Annotated in this window: 17 protein-coding genes and 1 other RNA gene; 12 read left to right on the forward strand and 6 right to left on the reverse strand. The window is 61.6% G+C overall.

The features are described from left to right. Nucleotides 1-62: 62 nt before the first annotated feature. Complete coding sequence (locus EL191_RS05000; protein WP_041976944.1) at nucleotides 63-1,067, reverse strand: GlxA family transcriptional regulator; 1,005 nt, start codon at nucleotides 1,065-1,067, stop codon at nucleotides 63-65. Nucleotides 1,068-1,201: 134 nt separating this feature from the next. Between EL191_RS05000 and EL191_RS05005 the strand changes: the two genes are divergently transcribed. Continuing rightward, nucleotides 1,202-2,341 carry an acyl-CoA dehydrogenase family protein gene (locus tag EL191_RS05005; protein WP_013714126.1) on the forward strand — a complete coding sequence of 380 codons (1,140 nt, stop codon included), beginning with the start codon at nucleotides 1,202-1,204 and terminating at the stop codon, nucleotides 2,339-2,341. A gap of 72 nt (nucleotides 2,342-2,413) precedes the next feature. Next, nucleotides 2,414-3,127: a deoxyribonuclease V gene (nfi, locus tag EL191_RS05010; protein WP_041976947.1), complete on the forward strand. Its 714-nt coding sequence runs from the start codon at nucleotides 2,414-2,416 to the stop codon at nucleotides 3,125-3,127. On the opposite strand, the gene EL191_RS05015 is transcribed toward nfi, so the two are convergent. Continuing rightward, nucleotides 3,124-4,161 (reverse strand): NADP(H)-dependent aldo-keto reductase, encoded by a 1,038-nt coding sequence (locus EL191_RS05015; protein ID WP_013714128.1) that lies wholly within the window; start codon nucleotides 4,159-4,161, stop codon nucleotides 3,124-3,126. The genes nfi and EL191_RS05015 overlap by 4 nt on opposite strands. Before the next feature lie 247 nt (nucleotides 4,162-4,408). Here EL191_RS05015 and rplM point away from each other — a divergent pair, with 247 nt between their 5' ends. The 7 genes from rplM to EL191_RS05050 all read left to right on the forward strand — a co-directional run bounded on the left by rplM (nucleotide 4,409) and on the right by EL191_RS05050 (nucleotide 9,291). Beyond that, entirely contained in the window at nucleotides 4,409-4,837 is a 429-nt protein-coding gene (rplM, locus tag EL191_RS05020) for a 50S ribosomal protein L13 (protein ID WP_003242947.1), read from the forward strand. 14 nt (nucleotides 4,838-4,851) lie between these two features. Next, complete coding sequence (rpsI, locus tag EL191_RS05025; RefSeq protein WP_013714129.1) at nucleotides 4,852-5,244, forward strand: 30S ribosomal protein S9; 393 nt, start codon at nucleotides 4,852-4,854, stop codon at nucleotides 5,242-5,244. Nucleotides 5,245-5,498: 254 nt separating this feature from the next. Continuing rightward, the gene (gene petA, locus EL191_RS05030; protein ID WP_017361328.1) at nucleotides 5,499-6,092 is read left to right on the forward strand and encodes a ubiquinol-cytochrome c reductase iron-sulfur subunit; all 594 of its coding nucleotides are present in this window, start codon (nucleotides 5,499-5,501) and stop codon (nucleotides 6,090-6,092) included. Next, entirely contained in the window at nucleotides 6,092-7,303 is a 1,212-nt protein-coding gene (locus EL191_RS05035; protein ID WP_013714132.1) for a cytochrome b, read from the forward strand. The genes petA and EL191_RS05035 overlap by 1 nt, the downstream gene beginning before the upstream one ends. After that, nucleotides 7,303-8,085 (forward strand): cytochrome c1, encoded by a 783-nt coding sequence (locus tag EL191_RS05040; protein ID WP_013714133.1) that lies wholly within the window; start codon nucleotides 7,303-7,305, stop codon nucleotides 8,083-8,085. Before EL191_RS05035 ends, EL191_RS05040 begins: the two co-directional genes overlap by 1 nt. Before the next feature lie 161 nt (nucleotides 8,086-8,246). Beyond that, nucleotides 8,247-8,864, forward strand: a complete 618-nt coding sequence (locus EL191_RS05045) for a glutathione S-transferase N-terminal domain-containing protein (protein ID WP_013714134.1) — start codon at nucleotides 8,247-8,249, stop codon at nucleotides 8,862-8,864. Nucleotides 8,865-8,877: 13 nt separating this feature from the next. After that, nucleotides 8,878-9,291, forward strand: a complete 414-nt coding sequence (locus tag EL191_RS05050) for a ClpXP protease specificity-enhancing factor (RefSeq protein ID WP_041976951.1) — start codon at nucleotides 8,878-8,880, stop codon at nucleotides 9,289-9,291. A 50-nt stretch (nucleotides 9,292-9,341) separates the two neighbouring features. On the opposite strand, the gene EL191_RS05055 is transcribed toward EL191_RS05050, so the two are convergent. Genes EL191_RS05055 through EL191_RS05070 form a run of 4 tightly spaced genes read right to left on the reverse strand, consistent with a single transcriptional unit; the run spans nucleotide 9,342 to nucleotide 12,655 of the window. After that, on the reverse strand, nucleotides 9,342-9,875 hold the full coding sequence (locus tag EL191_RS05055; protein WP_013714136.1) for a BON domain-containing protein: 534 nt from the start codon (nucleotides 9,873-9,875) through the stop codon (nucleotides 9,342-9,344). Continuing rightward, a complete protein-coding gene (locus EL191_RS05060) occupies nucleotides 9,872-10,465 on the reverse strand; it encodes a phosphoheptose isomerase (RefSeq protein WP_013714137.1) in 594 nt (197 codons plus the stop codon). The genes EL191_RS05055 and EL191_RS05060 overlap by 4 nt, the downstream gene beginning before the upstream one ends. Nucleotides 10,466-10,490: 25 nt before the next feature. Next, nucleotides 10,491-10,850: a YraN family protein gene (locus tag EL191_RS05065; RefSeq protein ID WP_041976955.1), complete on the reverse strand. Its 360-nt coding sequence runs from the start codon at nucleotides 10,848-10,850 to the stop codon at nucleotides 10,491-10,493. Then, entirely contained in the window at nucleotides 10,847-12,655 is a 1,809-nt protein-coding gene (locus EL191_RS05070; RefSeq protein WP_017361327.1) for a penicillin-binding protein activator, read from the reverse strand. The genes EL191_RS05065 and EL191_RS05070 overlap by 4 nt, the downstream gene beginning before the upstream one ends. An 89-nt stretch (nucleotides 12,656-12,744) precedes the next feature. Here EL191_RS05070 and rsmI point away from each other — a divergent pair, with 89 nt between their 5' ends. From rsmI to mraZ, 3 genes are all read left to right on the forward strand, one after another. Further along, the gene (rsmI, locus tag EL191_RS05075; RefSeq protein WP_041976960.1) at nucleotides 12,745-13,644 is read left to right on the forward strand and encodes a 16S rRNA (cytidine(1402)-2'-O)-methyltransferase; all 900 of its coding nucleotides are present in this window, start codon (nucleotides 12,745-12,747) and stop codon (nucleotides 13,642-13,644) included. Nucleotides 13,645-13,703: 59 nt separating this feature from the next. After that, nucleotides 13,704-14,051: RNase P RNA component class A (gene rnpB / locus EL191_RS05080), an RNA gene on the forward strand. 310 nt (nucleotides 14,052-14,361) lie between these two features. Continuing rightward, complete coding sequence (mraZ, locus tag EL191_RS05085; RefSeq protein WP_026041944.1) at nucleotides 14,362-14,817, forward strand: division/cell wall cluster transcriptional repressor MraZ; 456 nt, start codon at nucleotides 14,362-14,364, stop codon at nucleotides 14,815-14,817.

Below are 14,817 nucleotides of genomic sequence, written 5' to 3' on the forward strand. Positions count from 1 at the left end.
TGCTGCGGGGCGCCAACCTAACCAAGGGTGGGCTGGCGCTGCCGCCCTATGGTTCGAGGTCCTCAGTTCTGCTGGTCCTTCTGCTGAAATTGCCGGCGATACTGGTTCGGCGACAGCTCGGTATGCTGGCGGAACAGGCGGGCGAAGAAGCTGGCGTCGTCGTAGCCGACCTCGTAGCTGATGGTCTTGATGCTCTTGCGCGTGGAGGAGAGCAGGCTCTTGGCGGTTTCGATGCGCAGGCGCTGCAGGTAGTGCAGGGGCTTGTCGCCGGTGGCGCCCTGGAAGCGGCGCATGAAGTTGCGAATGCTCATGCCGTGCTCGCGGGCCACATCCTCGAAGCGGAACTTGTCGGCGTAGTGCTCCTCCAGCCAATGCTGGATCTGCAGCACGGTCACGTCCTGGTGCAGCTTCTGCCCGCCGAAGCCGATGCGCCCTGGTGTATAGCTGCGCTGCACCTCGTAGAGAATGTCGCGTGCCACACCCTGGGCCACGCCGGCACCGCAGTAACGCTCGATCAGGTAGATGTACAGATCGCAGGCCGAGGTGACGCCGCCGGCGCAATACAGGTTGTCGGCATCGGACAGGTGTTTGTCCTGGTTGAGCAGGACCTTGGGGAAGCGCTCGGCGAACTCGCGGAAGAAGCGCCAGTAGGTGGTCGCCTCCTTGCCGTCGAGCAGGCCGGCTTCGGCCATCCAGAACACCCCGCTGGCCTCCCCGCAGATCGCCGTACCGCCGGCATGCTGGCGCCTGAGCCAGTCCAGCACCTGCGGATAGCGCCGGCTGAGCGCATCGAAGTCGTCCCAGAAGGCCGGCAGGATGATCACATCGCAGGCTTCCAGGCCGCTATCGACCGGTACGCGGACGTTGCTGAAGCTGTTCACTGGCTGGCCGTCCGGGCTGACCAGAAGAATTTCGAACGGAGGCTGATCGCCAAGGCGCTGCTGCCTGGCGTAACGGATGCCGGCCATGTGGAAGAAGTCCTTGGCCTGCATGAGGGTGGAAGCGAAAACGCCGTCGGTGGCGAGGATGCTGACGCGCCGTAAGGCGCCTGACTGATGATTAACCATATGTTGTTTTTATAAAGGCTAAGTGGTCACTAGGCGGCTGGATCGTCTTATTTTTTGGCGCTTGTGTCCAGTGTAAGCAAGCGTTTGCTTGGCTAAAGTCGAGCGCTGAACCCACGATGACCACAGGTAGCGCCATGATCCCCAGAACCCTATTCAGCTCCGACCATGAACTGTTTCGTGACAGCGTGCGCAAGTTTCTCGAGCAGGAAGCGGTGCCTCATCACCATCAGTGGGAGAAGGACGGCCATATCGATCGGGCGCTGTGGAACAAGGCGGGCGAGGCCGGCATGCTCTGCTCGCATATCCCCGAAGAATACGGCGGCATGGCTGCCGACTTCCTCTACAGCACCGTGGTGATCGAGGAGATCGGTCGCCTGGGGCTGACCGGCATCGGTTTCTCGCTGCACTCGGATATCGTCGCGCCCTATATCCTGCATTACGGCAGCGAGGTGCAGAAACAGCACTACCTGCCCAAGCTGGTGAGCGGTGAGATGGTCACCGCCATCGCCATGACCGAGCCGGGTGCCGGCTCCGACCTGCAGGGCGTGAAGACCACTGCGGTGCTCGATGGCGACGAGTACGTGATCAATGGCTCGAAGACCTTCATCACCAACGGCTGGCTGGCCGATCTGGTGATCGTCGTGGCCAAGACCGACCCGAAGGCCGGCGCCAAGGGCACCAGCCTGTTCCTGGTGGAGGCCAACACGCCGGGCTTCTCCAAGGGCAAGCGCCTGGAGAAGGTGGGTATGAAGGCGCAGGACACCTCCGAGCTGTTCTTCCAGGATGTACGCGTACCCAAGGAGAACCTGCTGGGCCAGGCCGGCATGGGCTTCGCCTACCTGATGCAGGAGCTGCCGCAGGAGCGCCTGACCGTCGGCATCGGCGCCCTGGCTTCGGCCGAGGCGGCGCTGAAGTGGACGCTGGATTACACCCGTGAGCGCAAGGCATTCGGCAAGGCCGTGGCGGATTTCCAGAACACTCGCTTCAAACTGGCCGAGATGGCGACGGAAATTCAGGTTGGGCGGGTGTTCATCGACCGCTGCCTGGAGTTGCACCTGCAGGGCAAGCTCGACGTGCCGACGGCGGCGATGCTCAAGTACTGGACCACCGACCTGCAGTGCAAGGTGCTCGATGAGTGCGTACAGCTGCATGGTGGCTACGGCTTCATGTGGGAGTATCCGATTGCGCGAGCCTGGGCTGACGCGCGCGTGCAGCGCATCTATGCCGGCACCAACGAGATCATGAAGGAGATCATTTCCCGCTCGCTGGTGTGATTGGGCGGCGGTTCGCGGGGCGAACTCTGGCGTAGCCCCGCGGCTCCAAGGCAGAAATGCCTGGAGAGCCTCATGACCCGATTGAGCAATCTGGCCGCCTCCCCATTTGCGGGCTGGGACGGTAGCCCAGCGGCTGCCCGCGAGTTGCAGACGCAACTGGCTCGGCAAGTACGGCTGGAAGACGATTACCCGCCGCTACGGCGTGTGGCGGGCGTGGATGTAGGCTTCGAGGAGGGCGGCGCCATCACCCGCGCTGCCGCAGTGCTGCTGGACGCCGATACTCTGCAGCCTCTGGCCGAATGCGTGGTGCGCATCCCCACCAGCATGCCCTACGTGCCGGGGCTGCTGTCCTTTCGCGAATTGCCTGCTTTGCTGCGGGCCTTGGCTGATCTGCCGCACGTACCGGATATCGTCTTCGTCGACGGCCATGGCATCGCCCACCCGCGCGGTTTGGGCATCGCTGCACACCTGGGTGTGGTCAGCGGCTTGCCGACCATTGGCGTGGCCAAGAAGGTTCTTACGGGGCATCACGCCGAGCTGGATGAGTTGCGAGGTTCGCGCGTCGAGCTGCTGAGCAGGAGAGGCGAGCGAATTGGCTGGGTGTTGCGCAGCAAGGATCGCGTGCGGCCACTGATCGTCTCGCCGGGCAATCGGGTCAGCCTCGAGCGTGCGCCGGAACTGGTCATGGCCTGTGTCCGGCGTCACCGCTTGCCCGAGCCGACCCGACTGGCTGATCGCCTGGCCTCGCGACGCGATGCCAGGCGTGATCAGCCTTCACTCTTTTAAGGGGCGGGGTTGGGTTGCGCTTTGTGGATCGCCTCGATGCCTGCAAGCACTTCTTCGGAGAGCTTCAGCTCGGCGCTGGCCAGGTTGCTGTCCAGTTGCTCCAGGCTGGTAGCACCGATGATGTTGCTGGTCACGAATGGCTGCGCGGTGACGAACGCCAGGGCCATTTGCGCTGGATCCAGACCGTGTTCGCGAGCCAGGGCGACATAGCGTGAGCAGGCCGCTTCGGCTTCCGGATTGGTGTAGCGGGCGAAGCGGCTGAACAGGCTGATGCGTGCGCCAGCCGGGCGTGCACCGCCTTCGTACTTACCGCTGAGCATGCCGAATGCCAGGGGGGAATAAGCCAGTAGGCCGCACTGCTCGCGAATCGCCACCTCGGCCAGGCCCACCTCGAAGCTGCGATTGAGCAGGTTGTAGGGGTTCTGGATCGATACCGCGCGCGGCCAGCCGCGGCTCTCGGCCAGTTGCAGGAACTTCATCGTGCCCCACGGCGTTTCGTTGGACAGGCCGATATGGCGGATCTTGCCGGCCTTGACCTGTTCGTCGAGCACTTCCAGGGTTTCTTCGAGTGGTGTGAAGTCGGTTTCCCGGTGCTTGTAGCCAAGCTGGCCGAAGAAGTTGGTCGGACGTTCCGGCCAGTGCAACTGGTACAGGTCGATCCAGTCGGTTTGTAGGCGTTTCAGGCTGGCGTCCAGCGCGGCGACGATGTGCTCGCGGTTGAATTTGAGCTGGCCATCGCGGATATGGCTGATGCCGTTGCCGGGGCCGGCGATCTTGCTGGCCAGGATCCAGTCGGCCCGGTCGCCGTGGCGCTTGAAATAGCTACCGATGATCTGTTCGGTCTTGCTGTAGGTTTCGGCACGCGGCGGTACCGGGTACATCTCGGCGGTGTCGATGAAATTGATGCCGCTGGCCTTGGCCCGTTCGATCTGGGCATGGCCTTCGCTCTCGCTGTTCTGCTCGCCCCAGGTCATGGTGCCCAGGCACAGTGCGCTGACGTCGAGATCGGTTCGGCCTAGCTTGCGGTATTCCATGAGGTACTCCTTGGGTAAAAGAGTCATACAAGCAGGTTGAATTTTTTTTCGCAATCCGGATAATCCGGCACCTCTTTCTGCGGTGGAAGTGATGCGCCGCCTGCCGAAGAATCTTGCCGTATTGTGGACGCGCTGACCCGAGCCCCCGATAGCGTCCGTATGCGGCTGCCTTTGACTTGTCAAAGTACGCACTATCCAGTAAGATCCGCCGTCTATTTTTGCTGGGCGGCCCCTGAGGCTATAAAGAATGAAAACTTTTACTGCTAAACCGGAAACAGTAAAACGCGATTGGTTCGTCGTTGATGCTGCTGGTCAGACCCTGGGTCGTCTGGCCACCGAAATCGCGAGCCGTCTGCGTGGCAAGCACAAGCCTGAGTACACCCCGCACGTTGATACCGGCGACTACATCGTCGTGATCAATGCCGAGCAGGTGCGTGTAACTGGTGCCAAAGCCAGCGACAAGAAGTACTACTCCCACTCCGGTTTCCCGGGCGGCATCAAAGAGATCAACTTCGAGAAGCTGATCGCTCGTGCTCCTGAGCGCGTGATCGAGACCGCGGTCAAAGGCATGCTGCCGAAGAACCCGCTGGGTCGCGACATGTACCGTAAGCTGAAGGTGTACAAGGGTGCCGCTCACCCGCACACCGCTCAGCAGCCCCAAGAACTGAAGATTTAACGGAATAGTTCATTATGTCGGCGACTCAAAACTACGGCACTGGCCGTCGCAAGACCGCAACCGCGCGCGTATTCCTGCGTCCGGGCACTGGTAACATCTCGATCAACAATCGCAGCCTGGATACCTTCTTCGGCCGTGAGACCGCTCGCATGGTCGTGCGTCAGCCGCTGGAGCTGACCGAGACTGTCGAGAAGTTCGACATCTTCGTCACCGTTGCCGGTGGTGGTGTCAGTGGTCAAGCCGGTGCCATCCGTCATGGCATCACCCGCGCTCTGATCGAGTACGACGAAACCCTGCGCAGCCCGCTGCGTAAAGCCGGTTACGTCACTCGTGACGCGCGTGAAGTCGAGCGTAAGAAAGTCGGTCTGCGTAAAGCGCGTAAGCGTCCGCAGTACTCGAAGCGTTAATCGCGTCTACGCTTCCAAAAGCGCCCAGTTTCCTTACGGAGCTGGGCGTTTTTTATGGGCGTGGCAAAGTGCTGCGACAACGTGCCGCAGACGCGCAGGCCGCACGCGCCAAGGCTTTCGCCGATCTCTTCCAGGGTAATTACCTTGTCAGAAAAGGGGCTTTTCTTTACCATTTGGCGAATTTTTTGCGCGGCCCGATTTTTACTTAGTAGAGGCCTGAACAACAGGCCACAAAGCTGATGGGAGACGACTGAATGAGCAATGACGGCGTGAATGCAGGCCGGCGTCGCTTCCTGGTTGCAGCCACCTCCGTGGTGGGTGCTGCAGGGGCGGTAGGTGCTGCGACTCCGTTCGTGGGGTCATGGTTCCCCAGTGCGAAGGCCAAGGCGGCCGGTGCACCGGTGAAGGTGAACGTCAGCAAGATCGAGGCGGGTCAGCAGATGGTTGCTGAATGGCGCGGTCAGCCGGTGTTCATCGTGCGCCGTACCGAGGAAATCCTGGCCAACCTGACCAAGATCGAAGGCAGCGTTGCTGACCCGGAATCCGCTGCCTCCGTGCAGCCGGAGTACGTGGACAAGAAAAACCGCTCGATCAAGCCAGAGTTGCTGGTGTTGGTAGGTCTGTGCACCCACTTGGGCTGCTCGCCGTCCTTCCGTCCGGAAGTGGCGCCGGCCGATATGGGGCCGGACTGGGTCGGTGGCTATTTCTGCCCCTGCCACGGTTCGCGTTACGACCTCGCCGGTCGCGTGTACAAGGCCCAGCCTGCGCCGCTGAACCTGCCAGTGCCGCCGCACACCTACGAGACGGATGATGTGATCATCATCGGTGTGGACCAGGAGAAAGCCTGATGAGCAAATTCATGGAATGGGTGGATGCGCGCTTCCCTGCCACCAAGATGTGGGAAGACCATCTCTCCAAGTACTACGCACCGAAGAACTTCAACTTCTTCTACTTTTTCGGCTCGCTGGCACTGCTGGTGCTGGTCAATCAGATCGTTACCGGTATCTGGCTGACCATGAGCTTCGAGCCGTCGGCTGAGGGGGCTTTCGCCTCGGTCGAATACATCATGCGTGACGTCGAGTACGGCTGGATCCTGCGCTACCTGCACTCCACCGGCGCTTCGGCATTCTTCGTGGTGGTCTACCTGCACATGTTCCGCGGTCTGCTCTACGGCTCCTATCAGAAGCCGCGCGAGCTGGTGTGGATCTTCGGCATGCTGATCTACCTGGTGCTGATGGCTGAAGCCTTCATGGGCTACCTGCTGCCGTGGGGCCAGATGTCCTACTGGGGCGCCCAGGTGATCATCTCGCTGTTCGGTGCCATCCCGGTGATCGGTGACGACCTGACCCAGTGGATTCGTGGTGACTACCTGATCTCCGGCATCACCCTGAACCGCTTCTTCGCCCTGCACGTGATTGCGCTGCCGATCGTTCTGCTCGGCTTGGTCGTGCTGCACATCCTGGCGCTGCACGAAGTCGGCTCGAACAACCCGGACGGCGTCGACATCAAGAAGCTGAAGGATGAGAACGGTGTGCCGCTCGACGGTATCGCGTTCCACCCGTACTACACCGTCAAGGACATCGTCGGCGTAGTGGTCTTCCTGTTCGTGTTCTGCTTCGTGGTGTTCTTCTTCCCGGAAATGGGCGGTTACTTCCTCGAGAAGCCGAACTTCGAAGCGGCCAACCCGTTCAAGACCCCCGAGCACATCGCTCCGGTTTGGTACTTCACCCCGTTCTACGCGATTCTGCGTGCGGTACCGGACAAGCTGCTGGGCGTTATCGCCATGGGCGCTGCCATCGCCGTGCTGTTCGTCCTGCCGTGGCTCGACCGTAGTCCGGTCAAGTCGATGCGCTACAAGGGGTGGTTGAGCAAGATCTGGCTGGTGGTGTTCTGCATCTCCTTCGTCATCCTGGGCGTGCTGGGTGTGTTGGCGCCGACCCCGGGTCGTACCCTGCTGTCGCAGGTGTGCACCTTCCTGTACTTCGCGTACTTCATCCTGATGCCGTTCTACACCAGGATGGAGAAGACCAAACCGGTTCCGGAAAGGGTGACTGGCTGATGAAAAAGCTATTTGCTGCATTTGTTTTCGCTGCGCTGCCGGCCCTCAGCTTCGCTGCCGGTGGTCATGATGTGCAACTGGACAAGGTCGATATCGATCTGACCGACAAGGCTGCCATGCAGGACGGCGCACGTACCTTCGCCAACTACTGCATGGGCTGCCATTCGGCCCAGTACCAGCGTTACGAGCGTGTTGCCGATGACCTCGGCATCCCGCATGAAATCATGCTGGACAACCTGGTGTTCAATGACGCCAAGATCGGCGACCACATGAAGATCGGCATGAAGCCGGATGACGCCAAGGCCTGGTTCGGTGCCGCTCCGCCCGATCTGACCCTGGTCGCACGTGTGCGTGGCAACGACTGGCTGTACACCTACCTGCGCACTTTCTACGCGGATCCTTCGCGTCCGCTGGGCTCCAACAACAAAGTGTTCCCGAACGTCGGTATGCCTAACGTGCTGGTCGGTCTGCAGGGCAATCAGGTCATCGGTTGCAAGCAGGTTCAGGTCGTCACCGAGGGCAAGAAGCAATTCGACCCGCTGACCGGTGCGCCGATCACTCACGAAGCTTGCGATCAGCTCACCATCGAGCCGAACACCGGCAAGCTGAGTGAGGCCGAGTTCGACGAGAAGATCAAGAACTTGGTGACCTTCCTGGCCTACTCGGCCAACCCGGTCAAGCTGAAGTCCCAGCGCATCGGCACCTATGTGCTGCTGTACCTGGCGTTCTTCTTCGTGTTCGCCTACCTGCTCAAGCGTGAGTACTGGAAGGACGTTCACTAAAGCGTTCAAGCGGTAGCAGACCTGCGCGCCCTGAGGGGCGCGCAGGTTTTTCTACCCTGCCATTTCTGACGGTTGCCTCTGGTCGCCGTGTCTGCGACGAAAAAATTGCTCCGGCAATTTTTCGTGTTTCTGGAAAATCAAAAAAAGCGAGGAGGATCGCCATGGCGGTGACCAACAGGTTGACCTGCTACTCCGACCCCGCCGACCACTATTCCCATCGCGTGCGTCTGGTGCTCGCCGAGAAAGGTGTCAGCGTCGAGATCATCGATGTCGAGCAGGGCCGTTGTCCGCCCAAGCTTGCCGAAGTCAATCCCTACGGCAGTCTGCCGACGCTGGTCGATCGGGACCTGGCGCTGTACGAAGCGTCCGTGGTGATGGAGTACCTCGATGAGCGCTATCCGCATCCGCCCCTGTTGCCGGTGTATCCGGTGGCGCGGGCCAATAGTCGCTTGCTCATGCACCGCATCCAGCGTGACTGGTGCGTGCTGGTCGATCGTATTCTCGACAAGCGCAGCAAGGAGGCCGAACGTCAGCTGGCGCGCAAGGAGTTGCGCGAGAGCCTGACAGGCGTTTCGCCATTGTTCGCCGATAAGGCATTCTTCCTCAGTGAGGAACTGAGCCTGGTGGATTGCTGCCTATTGCCCATTCTCTGGCGTTTGCCGGTGCTGGGTATCGAATTGCCGCGACCGGCCAAGCCGCTGCTCGACTACATGGAGCGCCAGTTCGCCCGTGAGGCCTTTCAGGCCAGTCTTTCCGCTGCCGAGCGCGCGATGCGCTGAGAAGGAGGAGATCATGAATTCCAGTCGTCCCTATCTGGTTCGCGCCTTGTATGAATGGATCGTCGACAACGATTGCACGCCTCACCTGCTGGTCAATGCCGAGCACCCTGGGGTGCAGGTACCCTCTGGCTTCGCCAGTGACGGCCAGATCGTGCTCAATGCCTCGCCCAGTGCCGTGCGCCATCTGCACATGGACAACGAGGCCGTGAGCTTCGAAGGGCGTTTCGGTGGTGTGGCGCACAGTCTCTATATTCCTGCTGCAGCGATCCTGGCGATCTATGCGCGGGAGAACGGCCAGGGCATGGTCTTCGACATGGAGCCGCCGGTCGCCGGTGGTCCTGAAGAGTCCGGGCCGGATGATGACGGGCCGTCCGGTGGCGAGCCGCCGCGCCCAAGCGGCCGGCCAAGCCTGAAAGTGGTCAAGTAGGAAATGAAAAGGGCGCCCATGGGCGCCCTTGTAGTGTCGCTAGTTTCGAATCAGTTGGTGTATTCGAACAGGCGTACGACCCGTTGTACGCCCGATACGCCCTGTACCACGCGAGTGGCGGCATTGGCTTCTTCGCGTGTTACCAGGCCCAGCATGTAGACGATGCCATTCTCGGTCACGACCTTCACGCGTGCGCTCGGCACACTGCTGTCGGCCAGCATCTGCGTCTTGATCTTGGTGGTCAGCAGCGAGTCGTTGCTACGTGCGAGCAGGGATGCCGGTTGCTGCACCTGCAATTCGTTGTAGACCTTCTTCACGCCCTGTACGCCGCGCGCGGTTTGCGCGGCGCGATCCTTGAGCTCGCTGCGTGGGGTTTGTCCGGCAAGCAGGATCACGCCGTTGTAGCTGGTGACCACGATGCGCGACGTCGGGCTGGTCAGGTCGGCGTGCGCATTGCTGATGCGCGAGGCGACTTCCGGGCCGAGGAACTGGTCGTCGATCTTGTTGCCGATGCTGCGGCTACCGCAGCCTGCCAGGGTCAGGGTAACGGCCAGAGCGGCCAGAATCAGGGCGAAACGCTTCATTCTTCACTCCCAAACAATTGACTGTCGATCAGGTCGCACAGGCAGTGGATAGTCAGCAGGTGGACTTCCTGGATGCGTGCGGTGGCTTTGGCTGGAACGCGGATCTCGACGTCTTCCGGCAGCAGCAGCGAGGCCATGCCCCCGCCGTCGCGGCCGGTGAGGGCGACGACGATCATCTCGCGATCATGCGCAGCTTGAATGGCCTGGATGACATTCGCCGAGTTGCCGCTGGTGGAGATCGCCAGCAGCACGTCACCGGGTTGACCAAGTGCGCGAATCTGTTTCGAGAACACCTCGTTGTAACTGTAATCGTTGGCGATCGAGGTGATGGTCGAGCTGTCGGTGGTCAGGGCGATCGCCGGCAGGCTCGGGCGCTCGCGCTCGAAGCGGTTGAGCAGCTCGGAAGAGAAATGCTGGGCATCGCCGGCAGAGCCGCCGTTGCCGCAGGTGAGAATCTTGCCCTCGTTGAGCAGGGACTGGACCATCACCAGGCTGGCGTGCTCGATATAGGGCGCCAGAACTTCCATAGCCTGTTGCTTGGTGTCGATGCTGGCTTGGAAGAGCTGGCGGATTCGGGATTGCATGTCCATCGGTTAAACCTTGAATGTACGGCCGTCAGGCATCGAAAGCGTTCTTGATCCAGTCGAGGCGAGTGGCGCCGTCAGTGCTGATGGCGACCACGTCGAAGCGGCAGGGGTAGCGGGCCCAGCATGAGTGTTGCTGGAGGAAGAGTTCTGCGGCGATGACCAGCTTGCCACGCTTGCGCGCATCGATGCTCTCCAGGGCGCCGCCCCAGGCGCTATGGCGGCGGGCGCGGACTTCGACGAATACTACTGTATCGCCGTCGAGCATGACCAGATCGAGCTCGCCACGCCGACAGCTCCAGTTCTGTTCGATCAGGAGCAGGCCGTTACGTTCCAGATGCTGACGAGCCGCCTGTTCGGCGGCCCGGCCCAGGTCGTTGTGTGCGCTCAATTGATGCTGTCGGGAAGGCGCTGTACCTGGCCACCACGGAACTCTGCCCAGGGCAGTTGGCGTTCGATGCGCTGCGTGGCGTTCAGGCTAAGGCTGCCGGACAAGCCGTCGATGCGCGAGTCGGGCAGCGCCTTGAGCTGGCCCAGGCGCGGGGCCAGGCGATAGGCGTCGACGCCCATGGCGTACAAGCGGCCCAGGCTGCCGCCGGCCTGCGGCCACTGGTTCATGACTTCCTGGCGCAGCGGTGCATGGGTGTCGAGCAGCCAGGGGGTTTCGCAGAAACGGATGCCTTCCAGGTCCTGATACTGAGCCTGGCTGTGGGCGCCGGTGAACAGGTGCGAGGTGGCATAGACCGGCACGTCGCCGGCGTACTGGAAGGCCAGGGTCGGCTTGATCTGTTGTGCCTGTTGCGGCGTGGCGGCAAGGAAGATGAAATCGATGTCCTGGCGACGTGCCGGCTGTGCGTCCAGGCTGGTGCCCAGGGTATTTTGCAGGCGGCGTGCACGGGCCTCGCTCTCGCGCAGTTGGAACAGGTCGGCGATCTGGCGGGCCAGCTCCACAGGCTGGTCGACGTGCTCGGCGGCGATCAGGGTGCCGCCCTGGGCTTGCCAGCTCTGGCGGAAGGCATCCAGTACACGATCACCCCAATCGCCACGCGGCACCAGGGCGACGGCGCGGCGCATGCCGTCATTCCAGGCGCGGCGCGCCACTTCGCGGGCCTCGTCCTCGGCCGCCAGGCCGAACTGGAACAGCTGCGCCGGGCCTTCCTGGCCGGCATCGCTGTAGTTCAGGGCGAGGGTAGTGATGGGCAGTTGTTCGCGATCGCTGAGTTGCTTGACCAGGGGTTTCTCCAGTGGGCCGACTACCAGTTGCACGCCGTCGGCCTGCGCTTGTTGGTAGAAGGCGTCCAGCGAGCCAATGCGCGAACTGTCGTATAGCTTGATATCCGGCGGGTTCTGTCCGGCCTGTTGGGCCTCGTAATGCGCGGCGAGGAAGCCGTCGCGCAGGGCGCGAGCAACGCTGGCCAGCTGGCCTTCCTGCGGCAGCAACAGGGCGACGCGGGTCAGCGGCTGACTAGCCAGCTCGCGCAATTTGCCTAGTGCTTCGGGCAGTTGTTCGGCGGCCGGGTGTTGCGGGTTCTGCGCGACCCACTGGTCGATGGCGGTCTGCTGCTGTTCGAGCGTGGCGCTGCTTTTGGTCAACTGGGCCAGCTCCAGCCAGCCGGCCAAGTCGCTGTCGGCACCGGCAGAGGTTTGCGCTGGCAGTGTGGACACCAGTGCCCAGATGTTTTCGTGGTTGTCATGGGCGGCCTGGCCGCTCAGCAGTGGAGCGATGAACACGCGCTCACGAGCGGCGGCCAGCGTCTGGCCATCGGCTTCCAGGGCGCGCGCACGAACCAGCTGGGTGCGAATCTGTTGCTCGACCGGTAGTTCGGCCAGGCGTTCGAGGCTGGGGTGCTGCAGGGCTTTCAGCGCGCTTTGGGGTTGCTTGCGGGCCAAGGCCAGTTCGGCCTTCAGGGTGCTGGCGAAGATCTGTTGCGCGGGGGGCAGGCTGGCAATGTCGATCTGCTCGAGAATGCGCGTGGCGCGCGCCACGTCATTTTGCTGGTAACTCTGGTCGGCTGCCGACAGGCGTAGCAGGGCGGCCTGTTCCGGTTTGCTCTCGGCGGCTTGCTGGAGCATCTGCTCGATGCTGGCTTGCGGTGTGCGTGGCAGCTGGCCCAGGTTGTTGGAGGGCGAGCTGGCGCAGGCGGCGAGCAGGCCGGCCAGGAAAAGAGCGGAAAGAGGGCGCAGGCTAGCGATCATCGGGTCATCCTGATACTTGAGCAAATCAAGCGGCGATTGTACCCAAGCCCTGAGATCGGTGCGATGCCACAAGGGCGGAACCGGCTAGAATGAGCGCTCATTCAATTAACGAGGTGTTTCCAGTGAGTCAGCCCGCAGTCGCAAGCGTCCAGCCAGGCAGCCTTTATGTGGTGGCCACGCCGATTGGCAATCTGGACGATATCAGTGCGCGGGCCTTGCGGATTCTGCGTGACGTAGCGCTCATCGCTGCAGAGGACACCCGACATTCGGCGCGCCTGCTGCAGCATTTCGGCATCGAAACGCCGCTGGCTGCCTGTCATGAGCACAACGAGCGTGAACAGGGCGGCCGCTTTCTGGCGCGGCTGCAGGCAGGTGAGGATGTGGCGCTGATTTCCGATGCCGGTACGCCGCTGATTTCCGATCCCGGTTATCACCTGGTGCGCCAGGCGCGTGCAGCCGGCTTCGCGGTGGTGCCGGTGCCGGGTGCCTGTGCGCTGATCGCCGCGCTGTCGGCTGCCGGTATGCCCTCGGATCGCTTCATCTTCGAAGGCTTCTTGCCGGCGAAAGCGACTGGGCGCCGTGCGCGTCTGGAGCAGGTGCACGAGGAGCCCCGCACGCTGATCTTCTACGAAGCGCCGCACCGGATTCTCGAATGCCTGCAGGATATGCGAGATGTGTTTGGCGGTGATCGCCCCGCATTGTTGGCGCGTGAGCTGACCAAGACTTTCGAGACCCTGCAGGGATTGCCGCTAGCAGAGCTATGCGACTGGGTGGCCGCAGACAGTAATCAGCAGCGTGGTGAGTGCGTGGTGGTGGTGGCGGGCTGGCAGGCTCCGGAAGGTGAGGAGGCGGTCAGCGCCGAAGCGCTGCGTGTGCTCGACCTGCTGATGGCGGAAATGCCGCTCAAACGAGCGGCCGCTCTGGCGGCGGAGATCACCGGGGTGCGCAAGAACCTCCTCTATCAAGTGGCTTTGGAGCGCAAGGGCTAGCTCTTGTGACGCCTGTCTCGCTTGCAGCTTGCCATCACGCCCGGTACCCTTGCCGGCGGAGAGTCGATCGGACAGTCGCTGCCTTCGCAAGAAGGGGGAGGAAAGTCCGGGCTCCATAGGGCGGAGTGCCAGGTAACGCCTGGGAGGCGTGAGCCTACGGAAAGTGCCACAGAAAATAACCGCCTAAGCGTTTCGGCGCCGGTAAGGGTGAAAAGGTGCGGTAAGAGCGCACCGCACGGCTGGTAACAGTCCGTGGCTAGGTAAACCCCACTCGGAGCAAGACCAAATAGGGTTCCATCGGCGTGGCCCGCGCTGGAACCGGGTAGGTTGCTAAAGGCGTGCAGTGATGTACGTCGTAGAGGAATGGCTGTCCTCGACAGAACCCGGCTTACAGATCGACTCTCCTCCCTCCTTCTTCTCGTTTTGCGCTTCTATCCTCCGCTCTTCTGATACCGAAAAATTCTTACTCTTAACAAATCACTTTAAGTTCTGAATTCAGCTCGCTGGAATGGCTGGAATTTATCTGCCTAAAGTTGGCTTCGGCATCCCTTTTTTCCTCGCTTTTGTTCGCTAAATACCGGTCCTGTAAGGATTTTTCCGTTCCGCAGCGCCTTGACGGTGAGGCGTAGGCGTTTCTATAGTGTGCGCAAGTGGTGAAAAGTGGCATGAAGTGGGTTTTTATGGGCACGGACAGCTAATTAAAGGGGAAGCGCAACCGTGTTTCGCGGAGCTAACGCCATCAGTCTCGACGCCAAAGGGCGCCTCGCGATGCCGAGTCGGTATCGTGACGAGCTCGTTTCGCGTTGCGCAGGCCAGCTCATCGTGACTATCGACATCAATGACCCCTGCCTGAACATCTATCCCCTGGTGGAGTGGGAGCGGATCGAGGAAAAGCTGAGCGTGTTGGCCTCCCTGGATGAGAAAAACCGGATCCTGCAGCGTCTGCTGGTCGGGAATGCGGTGGATCTCGAAATGGACGGCAGTGCGCGCATCCTGATCCCGCCGCGCCTGCGTGAACACGTCAAGCTGGACAAGCACGCAATGCTCGTCGGCCACCTGAACAAGTTCCAGTTGTGGGATGAAGAAACCTGGAATGCCCAAGCTGCAAACGACCTGGCCGCCATCAAGCAGCCGGGAGCCCTTTCCGATGAACTGCGTAGCCTGATCCTGTGA

Source organism: Pseudomonas mendocina (assembly GCF_900636545.1).
Classification (GTDB): domain Bacteria; phylum Pseudomonadota; class Gammaproteobacteria; order Pseudomonadales; family Pseudomonadaceae; genus Aquipseudomonas; species Aquipseudomonas mendocina.

Bases quoted from the DNA above. Each gene is read 5' to 3' on its own strand.
- rpsI (WP_013714129.1), top strand. From the start codon at position 4,852: ATGTCGGCGACTCAAAACTACGGCACTGGCCGTCGCAAGACCGCAACC.
- rsmI (WP_041976960.1), top strand. From the start codon at position 12,745: ATGAGCGCTCATTCAATTAACGAGGTGTTTCCAGTGAGTCAGCCCGCA.
- EL191_RS05005 (WP_013714126.1), top strand. From the start codon at position 1,202: ATGATCCCCAGAACCCTATTCAGCTCCGACCATGAACTGTTTCGTGAC.
- rplM (WP_003242947.1), top strand. From the start codon at position 4,409: ATGAAAACTTTTACTGCTAAACCGGAAACAGTAAAACGCGATTGGTTC.
- EL191_RS05055 (WP_013714136.1), bottom strand. From the start codon at position 9,875: ATGAAGCGTTTCGCCCTGATTCTGGCCGCTCTGGCCGTTACCCTGACC.
- nfi (WP_041976947.1), top strand. From the start codon at position 2,414: ATGACCCGATTGAGCAATCTGGCCGCCTCCCCATTTGCGGGCTGGGAC.
- EL191_RS05070 (WP_017361327.1), bottom strand. From the start codon at position 12,655: ATGATCGCTAGCCTGCGCCCTCTTTCCGCTCTTTTCCTGGCCGGCCTG.
- EL191_RS05045 (WP_013714134.1), top strand. From the start codon at position 8,247: ATGGCGGTGACCAACAGGTTGACCTGCTACTCCGACCCCGCCGACCAC.
- EL191_RS05050 (WP_041976951.1), top strand. From the start codon at position 8,878: ATGAATTCCAGTCGTCCCTATCTGGTTCGCGCCTTGTATGAATGGATC.
- EL191_RS05035 (WP_013714132.1), top strand. From the start codon at position 6,092: ATGAGCAAATTCATGGAATGGGTGGATGCGCGCTTCCCTGCCACCAAG.
- EL191_RS05040 (WP_013714133.1), top strand. From the start codon at position 7,303: ATGAAAAAGCTATTTGCTGCATTTGTTTTCGCTGCGCTGCCGGCCCTC.
- EL191_RS05015 (WP_013714128.1), bottom strand. From the start codon at position 4,161: ATGGAATACCGCAAGCTAGGCCGAACCGATCTCGACGTCAGCGCACTG.
- EL191_RS05000 (WP_041976944.1), bottom strand. From the start codon at position 1,067: ATGGTTAATCATCAGTCAGGCGCCTTACGGCGCGTCAGCATCCTCGCC.
- EL191_RS05060 (WP_013714137.1), bottom strand. From the start codon at position 10,465: ATGGACATGCAATCCCGAATCCGCCAGCTCTTCCAAGCCAGCATCGAC.
- petA (WP_017361328.1), top strand. From the start codon at position 5,499: ATGAGCAATGACGGCGTGAATGCAGGCCGGCGTCGCTTCCTGGTTGCA.